Here is a 15327-nt window from a genome sequence, read left to right on the forward strand (position 1 = left end):
GCGCCGGTGGACCCGGGGGTGGTGGTGTGTTTAAGGGCTTTTAAGAACTCGCCTTACCACTCACGACAAGCTGCGGCAGAATGCTCACGCGACGGGCTCGAACTCCTTGACGGCGTCGAGCGCGGCGCCCATGGCGGCGTTGCCCTCGCGTTCGACCATGATCTCCACCAGGACCGGCCGGCTGGTGCGCTCGGCCTCCTTCCGCGCCCACTCCAGGGACGTCCGGATCTCCCCCGGCTCCAGCACCCGGGTGCCCGAGCAGCCGTAGGCCTCCATGATCTTCACGTTGTCCGTGCCGATCGCGTCGTAGTGGATGTCGACCTCGAAGTTCATCTCGTAGCCGGTCTCGGCCTGCCGGATCAGCCCGAGGTACTCGTTGTTGAGCATGATCAGCACGAACCCGACGTCGTACTGGGCGGCGACCGCGAGCTCCTCGACCAGGAACTGGAACGAGTAGTCGCCGACCACGCCGACGACCTCGGCCTCCGGCCGCGCCTTCTTCACCCCGATCGCCGCCGGGATCTCCCAGCCGAGCGGGCCGGCCTGGCCGCACACCTGGTAGTGCCGCGGCTTGTGCGCCTGCTGGAACTGGCCCGACCAGATCTGGTACAGCCCGATCGCGGTGACGAAGTAGGTGTCCTCGCCGAAGGTTTCGTTGATCTCCTTGAACACCCGCGGCGCCTTGATCGGCAGGCTGTCGAAGTCGTCGCGCCGGGGCAGCGCCGCCTTCAGCTCGGCGATCCGGGCGACCCAGTCCCGCCGCCGGGAAACCTCGCGCTCGGCCGACGCCGCCAGCAGCGCGTCGAGGAACTCGCGCGTGTCGGAGACGATCCCCAGGTCCGGCCCGAACACCTTGCCCAGCTGGGTGGGTTCGATGTCGACGTGGATGAACTTCCGGTCGCCGCGGTACACCGACAGCTCGCCGGTGTGCCGGTCGCCGAACCGCGCGCCCAGCGCCAGCACCAGGTCCGCCTCCAGGAAGGCCGCGTTCGCCCAGCGCTGCGACGTCTGGATGCCCGCCATCCCGGCGAACAGCTCGTGGTCCTCGGGGAAGCTGCCCTTGCCCATCAGCGTCACCTGCACCGGGACGTCGAAGCGCTCGGCCGCGGCCCGCAGCTGCTCGCTCGCCTCCCCCAGGACCACGCCGCCGCCGGCCAGGATCAGCGGGCGTTCGGCTCGGAGCAGCAGGTCCAGGGCCCGCTCGACCCGCGCGGGCGCCGGCGTCACCGCGGTCACCGGCAGCGGCGAGTCGATCGAGGAGTCCCACTCGATGTCCTGCCTCTGGACGTCGATCGGCAGGTCGATCAGCACCGGGCCCGGCCGGCCGGACCGGGCGATCCGGAACGCCTCGCGGAAGATCCACGGCAGCTGCGCGGCCTCCTTGACCTGCACCGCCCACTTCGTCACCGGCTTGGCGATCTCGACGATGTCGACCGCCTGGAACGCCTCCTGGTGCAGCTTCGTCGTGGCCGCTTGGCCGGTGATGCAGATCATCGGGATCGAGTCCGCGTGCGCGGTGTAGAGCCCGGTGATCATGTTCGTCCCGGCCGGGCCGGACGTGCCGATGGCGACGCCGACGTTGCCGTTCGTCCTGGCCCAGCCGTCGGCCATGTGGGTCGCGCCCTCTTCGTGCCGGACGATCAGGTGCTTGATCGCGCGGCCCTGTAGGGCGTTATACAGCGGGAGGATGGCGGCGCCGGGGCAGCCGAAGACGGTGTCGACGCCTTCGCTCTCCAGGACGTCGACGACCGCCTGCATCGCGGGGATTCTGGGCATGTCACACCTCCGCCGGGACGCGGCCCGACAACTGTTCGACGACCTTCAGCAAGGCCGAGTGGTCCAGGGAGCCGTACCCCATGGCGCGGCCGGCGGCGACGAGCTGGGCGACCAGCCCGGTGAGCGGGAGCGCGACGTCGGCTTGCCGGGCGGCGGCCAGCGCGATCCCCATGTCCTTGTGGTGCAGGTCGATCCGGAACCCGGGCGCGAACCGGCGGTCCACCATGGACTGGCGCTTGAGCTCGAGGATCCGGCTGCCCGCGAGCCCGCCGGCGAGCACGTCGAGACCCGTGGCGGCGTCCACACCGGACGCTTCGAGCAGCACGATCGCCTCGGCCACCAGGCCGTAGATCCCGCCCACGACGAGCTGGTTGGCGGCCTTGACGACTTGGCCGGCACCGTGCGGGCCGACGTGCACGACGGTCTTGCCGAGCGCGTCGAGCACCGGCTTCGCGGCCGCGAAGTCCTCTTCGGTGCCGCCGGCCATGATGGACAGTGACGCCTGCTCGGCGCCGGTCTGGCCGCCGGACACCGGGGCGTCGAGCACGCGGATCTTCCGGTCCCGCGCGGCTTCCGCGACGGCGATCGAGGTCTCGGGCCGGATGGTGCTCATGTCGATCAGCAGCGTGCCGGGCTCGGCGATGTCGAGGACCCCGCCCGCGGCCAGCACGACCGCCTCGACCTGCGGGTGGTTCGGCAGCATCGTGATCACGACGTCCGCACCGGCCACCGCGTCGGCCACGTCGCGGGCGGCCCGCCCGCCGGCGGCTTCGAGCTTCTCGCCCGCGGCCGTGTTGACGTCGTAGCCGCTGACGTCGTGCCCGGCCGCGACCAGGTGCGCGGCCATCGGGGCACCCATCACGCCCAGTCCGATGAATCCCAGTTTCATGCTCGTCCCCTTCGGGTGATCGGCAGCCAGTCCAGCGACGTGACGGTGTCGGGCTCCGGGACGTACTCGATCCCGACGAAACCCGTGTAGCCCGCGTGCTGCAGCTTCGCGAGGTGGCCGGGGATGTCGAGGGAGCCGGTGCCGGGCTGGTGGCGCCCGGGTGCGTCGGCGATCTGCACGTGCCCGATCCGGGCGATGTGCTGCGTCGCGAGCGCGTCCAGGTCGTCCCCGTTGACTGCCAGGTGGTAGAGGTCGGCCAGCAGCCGCACGTTTTCGCGCCCGAGGTCGTCGAGCACGGCCACGGCGTCCGCGGCGGTCTTGAGCGGGTAGCGGTCCGCCCCGGAAAGCGGTTCCAGGACCAGCTGCGCGCCGATCCGCGCGGCGGCGTCGGCGGCCTTGTCCAGGTGCGCACGGGCGAGGTCGTCCTGCTTGACCGGGTCCTCGCCGTCGAGCCGGTTGCCGTAGAGCGCGTTGAAGCTGCGGCAACCCGTGCGCTCGGCGATCCCGAGGGCGACGACGAGGCTGTCGGCGAACTCGGCTTCCCGGCCGGGCCAGCTCACCAGGCCCCGCTCCCCCGCGGCCATGTCGCCGGCGAAGAAGTTCAGCCCGCGCAGCCGGACTCCGTCGAGGCTGCCGACGAAGGCGTCCACGTCGTCGCGCGCGGGAACCGCGGAGTCGAACGGCCACCAGAACTCGACGTCGGTGAACCCGGCGTCCCGCGCGGCGGCGGCCCGCTCGAGGAGGGGGACCTCCTTGAACAGGATCGACAGGTTGGCGACGTACGGCAGGGAGTGGCCCTCTTCAGGCATCGCGACCTCGAATTTCGCTATCCGGAATTTTTCTTTCGCATATCGAGAATAGCTGCTGACCTGCATCGGGGTCAACGGCGGGCGGCTGCCTCTGCGGTAGGTTCGACCGGTCCGGCTGCCGACGGGAAGTGAGCGATGCGCGTCGTCCTCGACGGGAAGACCATCCGGTCCGAGCGGGACCTGCACGACCGGCTGGCCGGTCCGCTCGACTTCGGCCCGTACTACGGGCGGAACCTCGACGCCCTCTGGGACCGGCTCTACCGGGACGTGCCCCGGCCCGTCGAGCTGGTGCGGGAAGACGCCGCTGCCAGTGCCGAGCACCTCGGCGAGGAGCTGTACGGACGCATCGCCGCGCTCCTGGTCAAGGTGATGGAGAGCGACGCGGCGCATCCGCCGGAGCAGCGGTTCACCGTCCGGTTCGCCTGAGACGGGTCGACGGGCACCGACGACGGAGGCGCCGCGGCTCGTCGAGCCACGGCGCCTCCGGACGAACGCCCCTACCGGTTCTGGACGTGCTGCCAGCCGAAGCGGCCCTTGATGCAGAGATTCCCGTGCGTCACCGAACTCTCGTGCGGTGACGTCACCTTGACGATCTCGTTGTCCTGGACGTGCAGCGTCAGGTTGCAGCCGACCCCGCAGAACGTGCAGACCGTCGTGGTCTGCTGCTGGCGGGACTCGTCCCAGGTGCCGTCTTCGCGTTTGTCGTACTCGCGCTTGAAGCTCAGCGCGCCGGTCGGGCAGACCTCGACGCAGTTGCCGCAGTACACGCAGGCGCTGTCCGGCAGCGGGTTCGAGAACTCCGTCGAGATCCGGGCGTCGAAGCCGCGGCCGGCCACGGTGATCGCGAACGAGTTCTGCCACTGCTCGCCGCATGCGTCGACGCACTTGTAGCAGAGGATGCACTTCCCGTAGTCCCGGACGTAGAGCTCGTTGTCCACAATGGCCGGTTGCGCCACGGTGGCCGCGTCCGGGCCGAAGCGGCCGGGATCGGCGCCGGTTTCCGCCAGCCACTCCGCGACCCCCGGTGTCGTCGAGAGGTCCGTCGCGGACGCCAAGAGCTCCAGGACCACCTTGCGGCTCGTGCGGGTCCGCTCGGAGTCGGTGTGCACGACCATGCCCGGCTCGGCCTTGCGGGAGCAGGACGGCACCAGCGTCCGCGAGCCTTCGACTTCGACCATGCAGACGCGGCAGGCGTTCGCCGGTTCGAGGGTGTCGCCGTAGCAGAGCGTCGGGATGTCCTTGCCCGCCGCCGTGCACGCGTCGAGAATCGTCGAACCCTCCGGAACGCGGACGGACTCACCGTCCACGGTGAACTCGACCAGCCGGCGCGGAATGCCGATGTCCACAATGGTCATGGCTCCTCCACGGATAAACATGTGTCGTCACTGGTCATTGGAGGGCTCCCAGCCGGTCGATGGCGGATTCGATGGCGTTCCACGCGGTCTGGCCGAGGCCGCAGATCGACGAGTCCCGCATGACCCCGCCGACCTCCCGCAGCAGCGGCCGCTCGTCGGACCTGGCCGCCAGGACACGCCGGATCGCCTCCTCCTGGCGGACCGTCCCGATCCGGCACGGGACGCACTGGCCGCACGACTCGTCGCGGAAGAACTCCGCGATGCGCAGCAGGAACCCGCCGAGGTCGGCGAGGTCGTCCAGCACCAGGACGACGCCCGACCCGAGCGTCGTCTTCGCCGCCCGCGCGTCCTCGAACGTCAGCGGCAGGTCCAGTTCGTCCGGGCGGACGAACCCGCCGGCCGCGCCGCCCAGCAGGATCGCGCGCAGCGAGCGGCCCTCGGGTACTCCCCCGGCCATCGCGAGCAGCTCTCGCAGGGTCGTCCCGAACGGTACTTCGTAGACACCGGGGCGTTCGACGTTGCCGGAGAGGCAGAACAGCTTCGGCCCGGCCGAAGCTTCCGTGCCAAGGGAACGGTATGCGGCCGCGCCTTCGGTGAGGATGAGCGGCACGTTGACCAGCGTCTCGACGTTGTTCACCGCGGTCGGCTTCCCGAACAGCCCCTGCTCGACCGGGAACGGCGGTTTCGTGCGGGGTTCGCCGCGGAAGCCTTCGATCGAGTTGAAGATCGCCGTCTCTTCGCCGCAGATGTACGCGCCGGCGCCGCGCCGGATCTCGATGTCGAACGAGAACCCCCCGTGGCTCATGATGTCCGCGCCGAGGAAGCCGCGCTCGCGGGCCACCGCCAGGGCGTTCCGCAGCAGCCGCAACGCCCGCGGGTACTCGCCGCGCAGGTAGACGTACCCCTGACGGGCGCCGATCGCGAACGCGGCGATCGTCATCGCCTCGACCAGGGCGAACGGGTCGCCTTCGAGCAGCACCCGGTCCTTGAACGTGCCGGGTTCGCTCTCGTCGGCGTTGCACACCAGGTAGTGCGGCGCGGCGGGTTGCGCGGCCGTGGCCGCCCACTTGCGCCCGGTCGGGAACGCGGCCCCGCCGCGGCCGAGCAGGCCGGAGTCGGTGACCTCCCGGATCACCGCGGTCTGCCCCATCCGGAGGGCGTTGCGCAACGCCGCGTAGCCACCGGTGGCGCGGTAGTCGTCCAAACTGGACGGATCGACGACGCCGACCCGGCGCAGCAGCCGCAATCCCTCCGTTTGGTGGATCACCGGCGCAGTGCCCTCTCCCGCCGGCCTCCGCCCGGCGGCGAGCACGGCCGCCGCGCCGGTCACCGGGGCGAGCAGTTCCGTCGTCGCCGGGTCGCCGGCCTGGAACGTCAGCGCCGCGGGGGCCCGTTCGCAGACGCCGAGGCACGGGCTGCGCAGCCACGTGACCCCGCCGCGTGCCTTCCCCGCGGCGTCGACGTGCTCGGTGAGAACATCGCATACAGTATCCGCGCCGCTGATCCGGCAGGCCAGGTCGCTGCACACGTGCACGACCCGCTCCGGGCGCTCCTCCAGCGCGAACAGCGAGTAGAAGCTCGCCACGCCGTACGCGTCGGCGGGCGGGACGTGCAACGTCTCGCAGATCAGGTTCAGGGCGCCCTGGCTGATCCAGCCGACCCGGTCGTTGACCGCGTGCAGGGCGGACAGCAGCTGGTCACGGCCGCCGCCGGCGAACCCGGCGACCGCCTCCCGCTCCTCGCGCGACGCCACGGCGTCCAGGAGTTTCAGGTCCACTTCAGACCTCCACCGGAAGCTTCTCGACGCGGATGGCCGCGGCCTTGTACTCCGCGGTGCCGGCGACGGGACAGGTGGCCTCGATGGTGATCACGTTGACGTCGACCTCGTCCGGGAAGTGGAAGGTCATGAACGCGAGCCCGGGCTTCAGGCCCTTGTCCAGCCGGACCGGGGCGACGATCTCCCCGCGCCGGGAGGAGATCCGGACCAGTTCGTCGGGCTCGACGCCGAGGGACCGCGCGTCCTCCGGGCAGAGGTCGAGCGTCTCGCCCCGCCGCAGCGGCGACGGGAACCCGCCCGACTGGACACCGGTGTTGTAGGAGTCCAGCCGCCGTCCGGTGGTGAGCCGGATCGGGAACTCCTCGGTGAGCAGGTCGACCGGCGGGCTGTGCTCGATGACCGTGAACGGCGCCGGGCGCCCGCGCTCGGCCGGGTCCTCGGCCCACAGGCGCGCGTGCAGGAACGTCGGTTCGAGGGTGTCTTCGGAGTAGCACGGCCACTGGATGCCGCCGAGCTCTTCGAGCCGTGGATACGACATACCGGCGTGCATCGGCGACAGGGACCGCAGTTCGTCCCAGACCTCTTCGCCGCCGGTGTAGTGCCAGTCGTGCCCGAGCCGGCGGGCCAGTTCCGAGAGCAGCTCGATGTCGTCGCGGGCGCCCTCGGGCGGTTCGAGGGCCTTGCGGACGCGCTGGACCCGGCGTTCGGAGTTGGTGAAGGTGCCGTCGCTCTCGCACCAGGCCGCCGTCGCCGGCAGCACGACGTCGGCCAGCTGCGCGGTCTTGGTGAGGAAGATGTCCTGCACGATCAGGTGATCCACATTGGACAGCCGCTTGATCGTGTGCTCGCAGTCCGCTTCGGACTGGACCGGGTTCTCGCCGATGACGTAGACGCAGGTCAGGTCGCCGCGTTCCATCGCGTCGAGCATCTGGGTGAGGTTGAGGCCCTGGTGCGGCGGGATCGCCGAACCCCACGCAGCGTCGAACTTGGCGCGGACGCCGGCGTCGAGGACGTCCTGGAAACCCGGCAGCCGGTCGGGGATGGCGCCCATGTCGCCGCCGCCCTGGACGTTGTTCTGCCCGCGCAGGGGGTTGAGCCCGGCGCCGTAGCGGCCGACCTGTCCGGCCAGGAGCGCGAGGTTGATCAGCGCCAGGACGTTGTCGGTACCGTTGTGGTGCTCGGTGATGCCGAGCGTCCAGGACAGCTGCGCGCGATCGGCGCGGGCGAACGCGACGGCGAGCTCGCGGATCAGCTCGGCCGGCACGCCGGTGGTCTTCTCGGCGACCTCGAGGGTCCACGGCTCGACCGACGCGGCGAACTCGGCGAACCCCTCGGTCGCCCGCTCGACGAACGTCGTGTTGGCCAGTCCGGAGTGGATGATCTCCCGCGCGATGGCGTGGGCGAGCGGGATGTCGGTGCCGACCTCGAGCTGCAGCTGCCGGTGCGCCCAGCTGCCGGTGCTGGTCCGCCGCGGGTCGACCACGAACAGCTTCGCTCCCTTGTGGACGGCTTTGAGCACGTGGTGGAAGAAGATCGGGTGCGCTTCACGGGGGTTGCCGCCCCAGATCACGATGACGTCGGCGTCCTCGACCTCCTGGTAGGAGGACGTGCCGCCGCCGCTGCCGAACACCCGGGCCAGCCCGGCGACGCTGGGCGCGTGGCAGGTGCGGTTGCACGAGTCGACGTTGTTCGTGCCGATCACCGCGCGGGTGAACTTCTGCGCGACGAAGTTCATCTCGTTGGTCGCGCGGGCGCACGAAAACATGCCGAACGCCTCGGGCCCCTTTCCGTCGAGGGTGCGGCGGATCCCGGCGGCGGCCCGGTCGAGGGCCTCGGCCCAGGTCGCCGGCCGCAGCACGCCGGAATCGCGCACCAGGGGCTGGGTGAGCCGGACGTACGGCTCGGTCTTCCTGCGCTTCACTTCGAACCTCCGGTCAGTGCGACCCGACGGGGACTTTGCTGGTGTGGTCGAGCAGGGAAACGGCGGCGTGGACGTACCGCAGGGCCGGCGCGGGCACGCCGGTGAGCCCGGCCAGTTCGACGACCGCGCCGATGATCGCGTCGATCTCGAGGGGCTTGCCCGCTTCGAGGTCCTGCAGCATCGACGTCTTGTGGTGGCCGACGCGCCAGGCGCCGTCGATGCGCTTCTCGACCGAGACGCCCGGGTCGCTGCCCGCGGCGCGGGCGATGGCCAGGGTCTCGGTCATCATCGTGGCGACGAGCTCGCGGGTGTCGTCGTGCTCGCACATCTGGGCCATGGTCGCCCGGGTCAGCGCCGAGAGCGGGTTGAAGGCGACGTTGCCCATCAGCTTGATCCAGATGTCGTTGCGCAGGTCGGGTTCGACGGGCGCCTTGAGGCCGCCGGCGATCATCGCCGCGCTGAGCACCTTGGCCCTGGCCGAGATCTCGCCGTCCGGCTCGCCGAGGGAGAAGCGGGTGCCTTCCAGGTGCCGGACGACGCCCGGCTCCTCGATCACCGTCGAGCAGTAGACGACGCAGCCGATCGCGCGCCGCAGTTCGAGCACCGCGGTCACCGAGCCGCCGGGGTCGACGGTCTCGATCCGCCGCCCCTCGAGCGGGTGGCCCGTCAGGCCGTGGAAGTACCACCACGGGATGCCGTTCTGCGCGGCCACGATCGCCGTCTCCGGGCCGAGCAGCGGGGCGAGCAGCGGCCCGCACGAAGCGTAGGAGTTGGCCTTGAGGCCGAGGAACACGTAGTCGACCTCGCCCACCTCGGCGGGGTCGTCCGTGACGTGGGGGTGCGCGGTGAAGTCGCCGCGCGGGCTGAGCACGCGGACGCCGTGTTCGCGCATCGCGGCGAGGTGCGCCCGGCGGGCGATCAGGTGCACCTCGGTCCCGCCGCGGTGCAGCGCGGCCCCGACGTAGGCGCCGATCGCCCCGGCTCCGAGAACAGCCACCTTCATGATGTGCCTCCCTGATCCAGCGCGTGATTGCATACAGTATCCTGGATCCGGTCGGCGGACCAGGGTTGGTGCCGACGAATCCTCCCCACCACTCCGGCGGCGCAACGCAGCCGGACAAACCGGACACTCTGCGTCAGCGCGTGGATCTCCATCGAGGGAAACCAGCGAACCCGGGTGAGATTTCGGGATTTTGCATACCAAAACCTGTATCCTGGAGGCCGATCATCGCTTCCACTCCCCCTTCGAGGTGTCCCGTGAGCCAGCCCGCTACCCCGCTTCCCGGCCGCGGCCCGACCGGCCGCCGCACGGCCAAGGGCTCGCTCAGCTCGACCGCCGCCAAGCGCGTCGAACGGCCGGCCCCGCTGCGTCAGGTCGTCTACGAGGCCCTCGCCGAACTGATCATCAACCGCACCCTCGAACCCGGCCAGCACCTGGTCGAAGCCGACCTCGCCGAATACCTCGGCGTCAGCAGGCAGCCCGTCCGCGAGGCCCTGCAGCGGCTGCAGAGCGAAGGCTGGGTCGATCTCCGTCCCGCCCAGGGCGCGTTCGTGCACCTGCCCACCGACGAGGAGGCCGATCAGCTGCTGAGCGTCCGCAGCGTGCTGGAGACGCATTCGGCGAAGCTCGCCGCCGAGCGGGCCACGGTGCAGGACGTCGAGCGGCTCTGGGAACTGCAGAAGGCCGGCCTCGAAGCCCTCCGGTCCGACGACATCGAAGGCCTGGTCACGGCGAACGCCGCGCTGCACGCGTTCATCACCGAACTGTCCGGGAACAAGGTGCTGGCGGAGATGATCGGCCTGGTCGACCGCCGGGTCCGCTGGTATTACACGCCGATCGCCCGGCCCCGCGGCCAGGACGCCTGGCACGAGCACGAGGAACTGATCACCGCGATCTCGATGGAAGACGCGGAGCTGGCCGAGAAGATCATGGCCAAGCACACCGAACGGACCCGCCAGGCCTACCACGAACGTCCGGAGGCTCCCCGGTCCTGATGACTGCAGGACCGGGGAGCGTTACCGGATCAGCCGCCGGCTGCGGCTGAAGGCCGCGCCACCAGCTCGGTTTCGGCGAGCTGGTGGCGCGTCCGGCCCGGCTGGCGCAGGAACAGCGTCAGCACGGCCGATAGCACCGCGATGCATCCGGCCAAGACGTACGCGCCGGTGTAACCCCACGCGCTGACGACCCCGGCGGCGAGCCCGCCGCCGCCGACGCCACCGACCAGTTTCGCGCTGTAGACCAGGCCGTAGTTCGACGCGTTGTTGTTCTCGCCGAAGTAGTCCGGCACGAGCGCGGCGAACAGCGGGTAGAACGCCCCGCCGCCGAACCCGGTCAGGAATGCGAACACCATGAACAGCACCAGGTTGTGCGTGTTCCCCGCGTACAGCACACCGAACTGCGCGCCGCCGGCGATCAGCAGCACGATGGTGAGCGTCTGACGCCGGCCGAGCTTGTCCGACGCCCAGCCGACGACCGCGCGGCCGGTGCCGTTCACGATCGCCAGCACGCCGGCCGAGGAAGCCGCGACGAACGCGCCGAAGTGGCTCTCCTTGGCGAACGGCACCTGGAAGTTGATGCCGAACAGCGAGACTCCGCCGATGATCACCAGGCACACCCACATCAGCGGGAGCATGCCGGTCCGGATGGCCTCCATCGGCGTGAACTGCCGGACCGCGGGCGGGTTCTTGGCCAGGCTCTTCACGCCGGTCTTGCCCTTCGCCCAGGAGATCGGGTCGACCTCCTTCGGCCACCAGCTCTTCGGCGGGTCCTTGAACAGGAACCCGCAGACGCCGACGACGATCAGCATGTACAGGCCGATGCCGTCCAGCACCCCGGTGACGTTCTCGTGCCCGAGGAACGCGCTGAACAGGTAGATGAACGGCACCGAGCCGTAGGCGAAGCCGCCGTTCACGAACCCGGTCCGCGCGCCGCGCTTCTCCGGGTACCACTTGCCGACCATGTTGATGCAGGTCGCGTACACGAGCCCGGCGCCGGTGCCGCCGAGGACCGAGTACCCGATGAACGCCAGCGTCAGGTTCCCGCTGTGCGCGATGGTGAAGTAGCCGATGCCGCTGCACACGGCACCGGCCAGCATCGCCGTCTTCGCCGAGACGACGTTGCGCTCTCTGAGCCGGCCCGCCGGGAAGGCCACGCCGGCCTGGAACACCGCCCAGATGCTGGCCAGCCAGAACGCGTCCGACAGCGTCCAGCCGTACTTCTCCTCCAGCGTGCCCTCGACGGCGCCCCAGCCGTACTCGAACACGCTGACCGCCATCATGGCGATCCAGGGCAGCCAGACCATCCAGCTGCGTGAGCGCCCCATGATGTCCTGCGGGGACTCGCCTACCCGGTAGACTCTTCCGTTCTCGTCAACTATCTCCTGGTACGTGGCTGCGGTCACAAGGATTCTCCTTCGTCATCGTCGACTCAGGTTCGGCAGCAGGCCCGCGGCCCGCGCCCAGCGGTACTTCGCGCCGAGCACTGCCACGGGCTTCTCGGTCGTGTACGGGTACGCGACGACGCCGCGCTCGTACAAGTAGTCACTCGCCTCCTCGACTTCGACGTCACCGGACAGGGACGCGACAACAGGCTTGTGGATCCCCTTCGCGCGGTACTCCTCGACCACCTCGGAGACCAGTTCCGCGAACACCATCGGCGGGGTGACGATGGTGTGCCAGTAGCCCAGGATCAAGGCGTGGATCCGGTCGTCCGCCAGGCCCAGCGCGATCGTGTTGCGGTAGGTCGAGGGCGGCTCGCCGCCGGTGATGTCGACCGGGTTGCCCGCCGCGCCGAACGGCGGGATGAACTTCCGGAACGCCGTGTCGAGGTCCGGCGGGATCTCCATCAGCTGCAGCCCGTTGTCGACGCAGGCGTCCGAAAGGAGCACGCCGGAACCGCCGGCGCCGGTGATGATGACGACGTTCTCGCCCTTCGGCGCCGGCAGCAGCGGGATGCCGCGGGCGTACTCGAGCATGTCGTTCAGCCCCGGCGCCCGGATCACGCCGCTCTGGCGGAGGATGTCGTCGTAGACCTTGTCGTCGCCGGCGAGCGCGCCGGTGTGCGAGCTGGCCGCCTTGGCGCCCTGCGACGTCCGGCCGGCCTTGAGCACGACGACCGGCTTGTGCTTCGAGACCCGTTTCGCCGTCTCGGCGAACGCCCGGCCGTCCTTGAGGTCTTCCAGGTGCATGGCGACGAGCTGGGTGTTGTCGTCCTGCTCGAAGAAGGTGAGCAGGTCGTCCTCGTCGATGTCGGCCTTGTTGCCGACGCCGACGATCGAGGACACGCCCATCTTCGCCGACCGGCTGAAGCCGAGGATGGCCATCCCGATCCCGCCGCTCTGCGAGGACAGGGCCACGCCGCCCTTGACGTCATACGGTGTACAGAATGTCGCCGACAGGTTCTCCGGCGTGTAGTAGTAGCCGTAGATGTTCGGCCCGAGGATACGCACGCCGTGCTTGCGGGCGATGGCGACGACCTCGTCCTGGAGCTCGATGTCGCCGGTCTCGCCGAAGCCGGACGGGATGAGGATCGCGCCCGCCACGCCCTTCTTCCCGGCCTCCTCCAGCGCCGCGGGCACGAACTTCGCCGGGATGGCGAACACCGCGACGTCGACGTCGCCCGGCACGTCGGCGATGCTCGGGTACGCCTTGCGGTCGAGGATCTCCGCGGCCTTGGGGTTGATCGGGTGGATCTCTCCCGCGTACCCGCCGTCGACCAGGTTCTTCATCACCGAGTTGCCGATCTTCCCGGCTTCGGCCGACGCCCCGATCACCGCGACCGCCGCCGGTTTCATGATCCGGTTCATCGAGGCGAGGATCTCCTCCTGGGTGAACCGGTGCGGCTCCTTCGCCGCGTCCGGGTCGACCAGGATCCGGACGTCGACCGCGGTGGCGCCCTGCCGGGTCGCAAGCACCGGGTTGAGGTCCACTTCGGACAGCTGGGGGAAGTCGGTGACCAGCTCACCAAGGCTGGTGATCACGGTGGCGAGGGCATCACGGTCGACAGGATCCGATCCGCGGACACCCCGGAGGATCTCGGCCGCCTGGATACCGTCGACCATCGACAGCGCATCCTCGGTGCTCGTCGGCGCGAGCCGGAAGGTGACGTCCTTGAGGACCTCGACGAGCACGCCGCCCAGGCCGAAGGCGACGACCTTGCCGAAGGTGGGGTCGGTGACCGAGCCGATGATCACCTCCTGCCCCTCGGTGAGCATCTGCTGCACCTGGACGCCGATGATCCGGGCGTCGGCGTCGTACGCCTTCGCGTTGTCGACGATCTGCGTGAATCCCGCCTTGACCGCGTCGGCGTCCTCGAGGCTGACGAGCACCCCGCCGGCCTCGGTCTTGTGCAGGATGTCCGGGGAGACGATCTTCAGCACGACCGGCAGCCCGATGGCTTCGGCGTGGGCCACGGCTTCTTCGGCCGTCGTCGCCAGCCGCTCGGCCGGCGTCGGGATACCGTATGCCTCGCACACCGCACGCCCCTCGGGTGCGGTCAGCGACGACCGCCCGTCGGCCGCCACCTGCTCGAGGATCTTTTCGACCGCCGCGCGATCCGCCACGTCAGATCACCCCCGCCGCACGGAACTTCTCCAGCTCGGCTTCGCCGTAGCCGAGCTCGGCCAGCACCTCGTCGTTGTGCTCGCCGAGCAGCGGCGACCGCTCGATCTCGACCGGCGAGTCGGACAGCTTGAGCGGGCAGCCGACGGTCTTGAAGGTGCCGCGCTCGGGGTGCGGGACCTCGACGACCGAGCCGAGCTCGGCGAGCGTCTCGTCCTCGATCAGCTCCTTCGTGGACAGGATGGGGCCGCACGGGATGTTGTGCGCGTTCAGCTTTTCCATCACTTCCCACTTCGTGTGCTTCTCGGTCCACTCCTCGACGAGCGCGAACATCTTGTCCAGTTTGGACAGCCGGACCTCCGGCGTGGCCCACGCCGGGTCGTCGGCCAGTTCGGCCTTGCCGATCAGCCGGGCCAGCGGGGCCCAGCCGGGCGGCTGGACGATCACGTAGATGTAATCGTTCGGGCCCCCGGGCGCGCACTTCACCGCCCAGCCCGGCTGGCCACCGCCGGAGGCGTTGCCCGAGCGCGGGACCTCGTCGCCGAACTGGTCGTTCGGGTACTCCCCCAGCGGGCCGTGCGCCAGCCGCTGCTGGTCACGCAGCTTGACCCGGCACAGGTTCAGCACGGCGTCCTGCATGGCGACCTGGACGCGCTGGCCGCGGCCGGTGGAGGTCCGCTGGTACAGCGCGGCGAGGATGGCGGCCACCAGGTGGATGCCGGTGCCGGAGTCGCCGATCTGCGCGCCGGTCGCGGTCGGCGGCCCGTCCTCGAAGCCGGTGGTGCTCATCGCGCCGCCCATGGCCTGCGCGATCACCTCGTAGGCCTTGAAGTCGGCGTAGCGGCCGGGGCCGAACCCCTTGATCGAGGCGTAGATCAGCCGCGGGTTGAGCGCGGCGAGCTTCTCCCACGGGTACCCGAACCGGTCGACCACCCCCGGGCCGAAGTTCTCGACCAGGACGTCCACACCGGACACGAGCTTCTCGAAGACGCCCTTGCCCTCGTCGCTCTTCATGTTGAGCGTGATGCTGCGCTTGTTGGCGTTCAGCATCGTGAAGTAGAGACTGTCCACACCGGGCAGGTCGCGCAGCTGCCCGCGGGTGATGTCGCCGCGGCCGGGGGTTTCGAGCTTGATCACGTCCGCGCCGAGCCAGGCGAGCAGCTGCGTCGACGACGGACCGGACTGCACGTGCGTCATGTCGAGGACGCGCACGCCCTCCAGTGCCTTACCCATGCCTTGGC

At 70.0% G+C, this 15327-nt stretch carries 12 protein-coding genes; 2 read left to right on the forward strand and 10 right to left on the reverse strand.

Annotated elements, in window-relative coordinates; genetic code table 11:
* Nucleotides 1-84: 84 nt before the first annotated feature.
* From gcl to AB0M93_RS06235, 3 genes are read right to left on the reverse strand one after another with little or no spacing between them, the layout of a single operon-like run.
* Nucleotides 85-1776, reverse strand: coding sequence for a glyoxylate carboligase (gcl, locus tag AB0M93_RS06225; RefSeq protein WP_364269000.1), 1692 nt, complete (start codon nucleotides 1774-1776; stop codon nucleotides 85-87).
* Nucleotide 1777: 1 nt separating this feature from the next.
* Complete coding sequence (locus tag AB0M93_RS06230; protein ID WP_364269002.1) at nucleotides 1778-2665, reverse strand: NAD(P)-binding domain-containing protein; 888 nt, start codon at nucleotides 2663-2665, stop codon at nucleotides 1778-1780.
* On the reverse strand, nucleotides 2662-3474 hold the full coding sequence (locus tag AB0M93_RS06235; RefSeq protein WP_364269004.1) for a TIM barrel protein: 813 nt from the start codon (nucleotides 3472-3474) through the stop codon (nucleotides 2662-2664). Before AB0M93_RS06235 ends, AB0M93_RS06230 begins: the two co-directional genes overlap by 4 nt.
* A gap of 135 nt (nucleotides 3475-3609) precedes the next feature.
* Between AB0M93_RS06235 and AB0M93_RS06240 the strand changes: the two genes are divergently transcribed.
* The gene (locus AB0M93_RS06240; RefSeq protein WP_364269006.1) at nucleotides 3610-3900 is read left to right on the forward strand and encodes a barstar family protein; all 291 of its coding nucleotides are present in this window, start codon (nucleotides 3610-3612) and stop codon (nucleotides 3898-3900) included.
* Between the two features lie 71 nt (nucleotides 3901-3971).
* On the opposite strand, the gene AB0M93_RS06245 is transcribed toward AB0M93_RS06240, so the two are convergent.
* From AB0M93_RS06245 to AB0M93_RS06260, 4 genes are read right to left on the reverse strand one after another with little or no spacing between them, the layout of a single operon-like run.
* Nucleotides 3972-4829 carry a 2Fe-2S iron-sulfur cluster-binding protein gene (locus AB0M93_RS06245; RefSeq protein WP_364269008.1) on the reverse strand — a complete coding sequence of 286 codons (858 nt, stop codon included), beginning with the start codon at nucleotides 4827-4829 and terminating at the stop codon, nucleotides 3972-3974.
* A 34-nt stretch (nucleotides 4830-4863) separates the two neighbouring features.
* The gene (locus AB0M93_RS06250) at nucleotides 4864-6606 is read right to left on the reverse strand and encodes an NAD(P)H-dependent oxidoreductase subunit E (RefSeq protein ID WP_364269010.1); all 1743 of its coding nucleotides are present in this window, start codon (nucleotides 6604-6606) and stop codon (nucleotides 4864-4866) included.
* Between the two features lies 1 nt (nucleotide 6607).
* On the reverse strand, nucleotides 6608-8527 hold the full coding sequence (locus AB0M93_RS06255; RefSeq protein WP_364269012.1) for a molybdopterin-dependent oxidoreductase: 1920 nt from the start codon (nucleotides 8525-8527) through the stop codon (nucleotides 6608-6610).
* 13 nt (nucleotides 8528-8540) lie between these two features.
* Nucleotides 8541-9530: a 2-dehydropantoate 2-reductase gene (locus AB0M93_RS06260; RefSeq protein ID WP_364269014.1), complete on the reverse strand. Its 990-nt coding sequence runs from the start codon at nucleotides 9528-9530 to the stop codon at nucleotides 8541-8543.
* A 254-nt stretch (nucleotides 9531-9784) separates the two neighbouring features.
* Here AB0M93_RS06260 and AB0M93_RS06265 point away from each other — a divergent pair, with 254 nt between their 5' ends.
* Nucleotides 9785-10522 (forward strand): GntR family transcriptional regulator, encoded by a 738-nt coding sequence (locus AB0M93_RS06265; RefSeq protein ID WP_364269016.1) that lies wholly within the window; start codon nucleotides 9785-9787, stop codon nucleotides 10520-10522.
* A gap of 29 nt (nucleotides 10523-10551) precedes the next feature.
* Here AB0M93_RS06265 and AB0M93_RS06270 read toward each other — a convergent pair whose 3' ends face one another.
* The 3 genes from AB0M93_RS06270 to frc are packed head-to-tail and all read right to left on the reverse strand — an operon-like array spanning nucleotide 10552 to nucleotide 15319.
* A complete protein-coding gene (locus AB0M93_RS06270; RefSeq protein WP_364269018.1) occupies nucleotides 10552-11928 on the reverse strand; it encodes an OFA family MFS transporter in 1377 nt (458 codons plus the stop codon).
* A 15-nt stretch (nucleotides 11929-11943) separates the two neighbouring features.
* On the reverse strand, nucleotides 11944-14088 hold the full coding sequence (locus AB0M93_RS06275) for an acetate--CoA ligase family protein (RefSeq protein WP_364269020.1): 2145 nt from the start codon (nucleotides 14086-14088) through the stop codon (nucleotides 11944-11946).
* A 1-nt stretch (nucleotide 14089) separates the two neighbouring features.
* On the reverse strand, nucleotides 14090-15319 hold the full coding sequence (gene frc / locus AB0M93_RS06280; RefSeq protein ID WP_364269022.1) for a formyl-CoA transferase: 1230 nt from the start codon (nucleotides 15317-15319) through the stop codon (nucleotides 14090-14092).
* Nucleotides 15320-15327 lie beyond the last annotated feature (8 nt).

It is taken from the genome of Amycolatopsis sp. NPDC051102 (assembly GCF_040682815.1).
Classification (GTDB): Bacteria; Actinomycetota; Actinomycetes; order Mycobacteriales; family Pseudonocardiaceae; genus Amycolatopsis.

What these genes read in the sequence shown, in the direction of transcription:
- gcl (WP_364269000.1), bottom strand. Translation starts at nt 1,776, where the DNA reads ATGCCCAGAATCCCCGCGATGCAGGCGGTCGTCGACGTCCTGGAGAGC.
- AB0M93_RS06230 (WP_364269002.1), bottom strand. Translation starts at nt 2,665, where the DNA reads ATGAAACTGGGATTCATCGGACTGGGCGTGATGGGTGCCCCGATGGCC.
- AB0M93_RS06235 (WP_364269004.1), bottom strand. Translation starts at nt 3,474, where the DNA reads ATGCCTGAAGAGGGCCACTCCCTGCCGTACGTCGCCAACCTGTCGATC.
- AB0M93_RS06240 (WP_364269006.1), top strand. Translation starts at nt 3,610, where the DNA reads ATGCGCGTCGTCCTCGACGGGAAGACCATCCGGTCCGAGCGGGACCTG.
- AB0M93_RS06245 (WP_364269008.1), bottom strand. Translation starts at nt 4,829, where the DNA reads ATGACCATTGTGGACATCGGCATTCCGCGCCGGCTGGTCGAGTTCACC.
- AB0M93_RS06260 (WP_364269014.1), bottom strand. Translation starts at nt 9,530, where the DNA reads ATGAAGGTGGCTGTTCTCGGAGCCGGGGCGATCGGCGCCTACGTCGGG.
- frc (WP_364269022.1), bottom strand. Translation starts at nt 15,319, where the DNA reads ATGGGTAAGGCACTGGAGGGCGTGCGCGTCCTCGACATGACGCACGTG.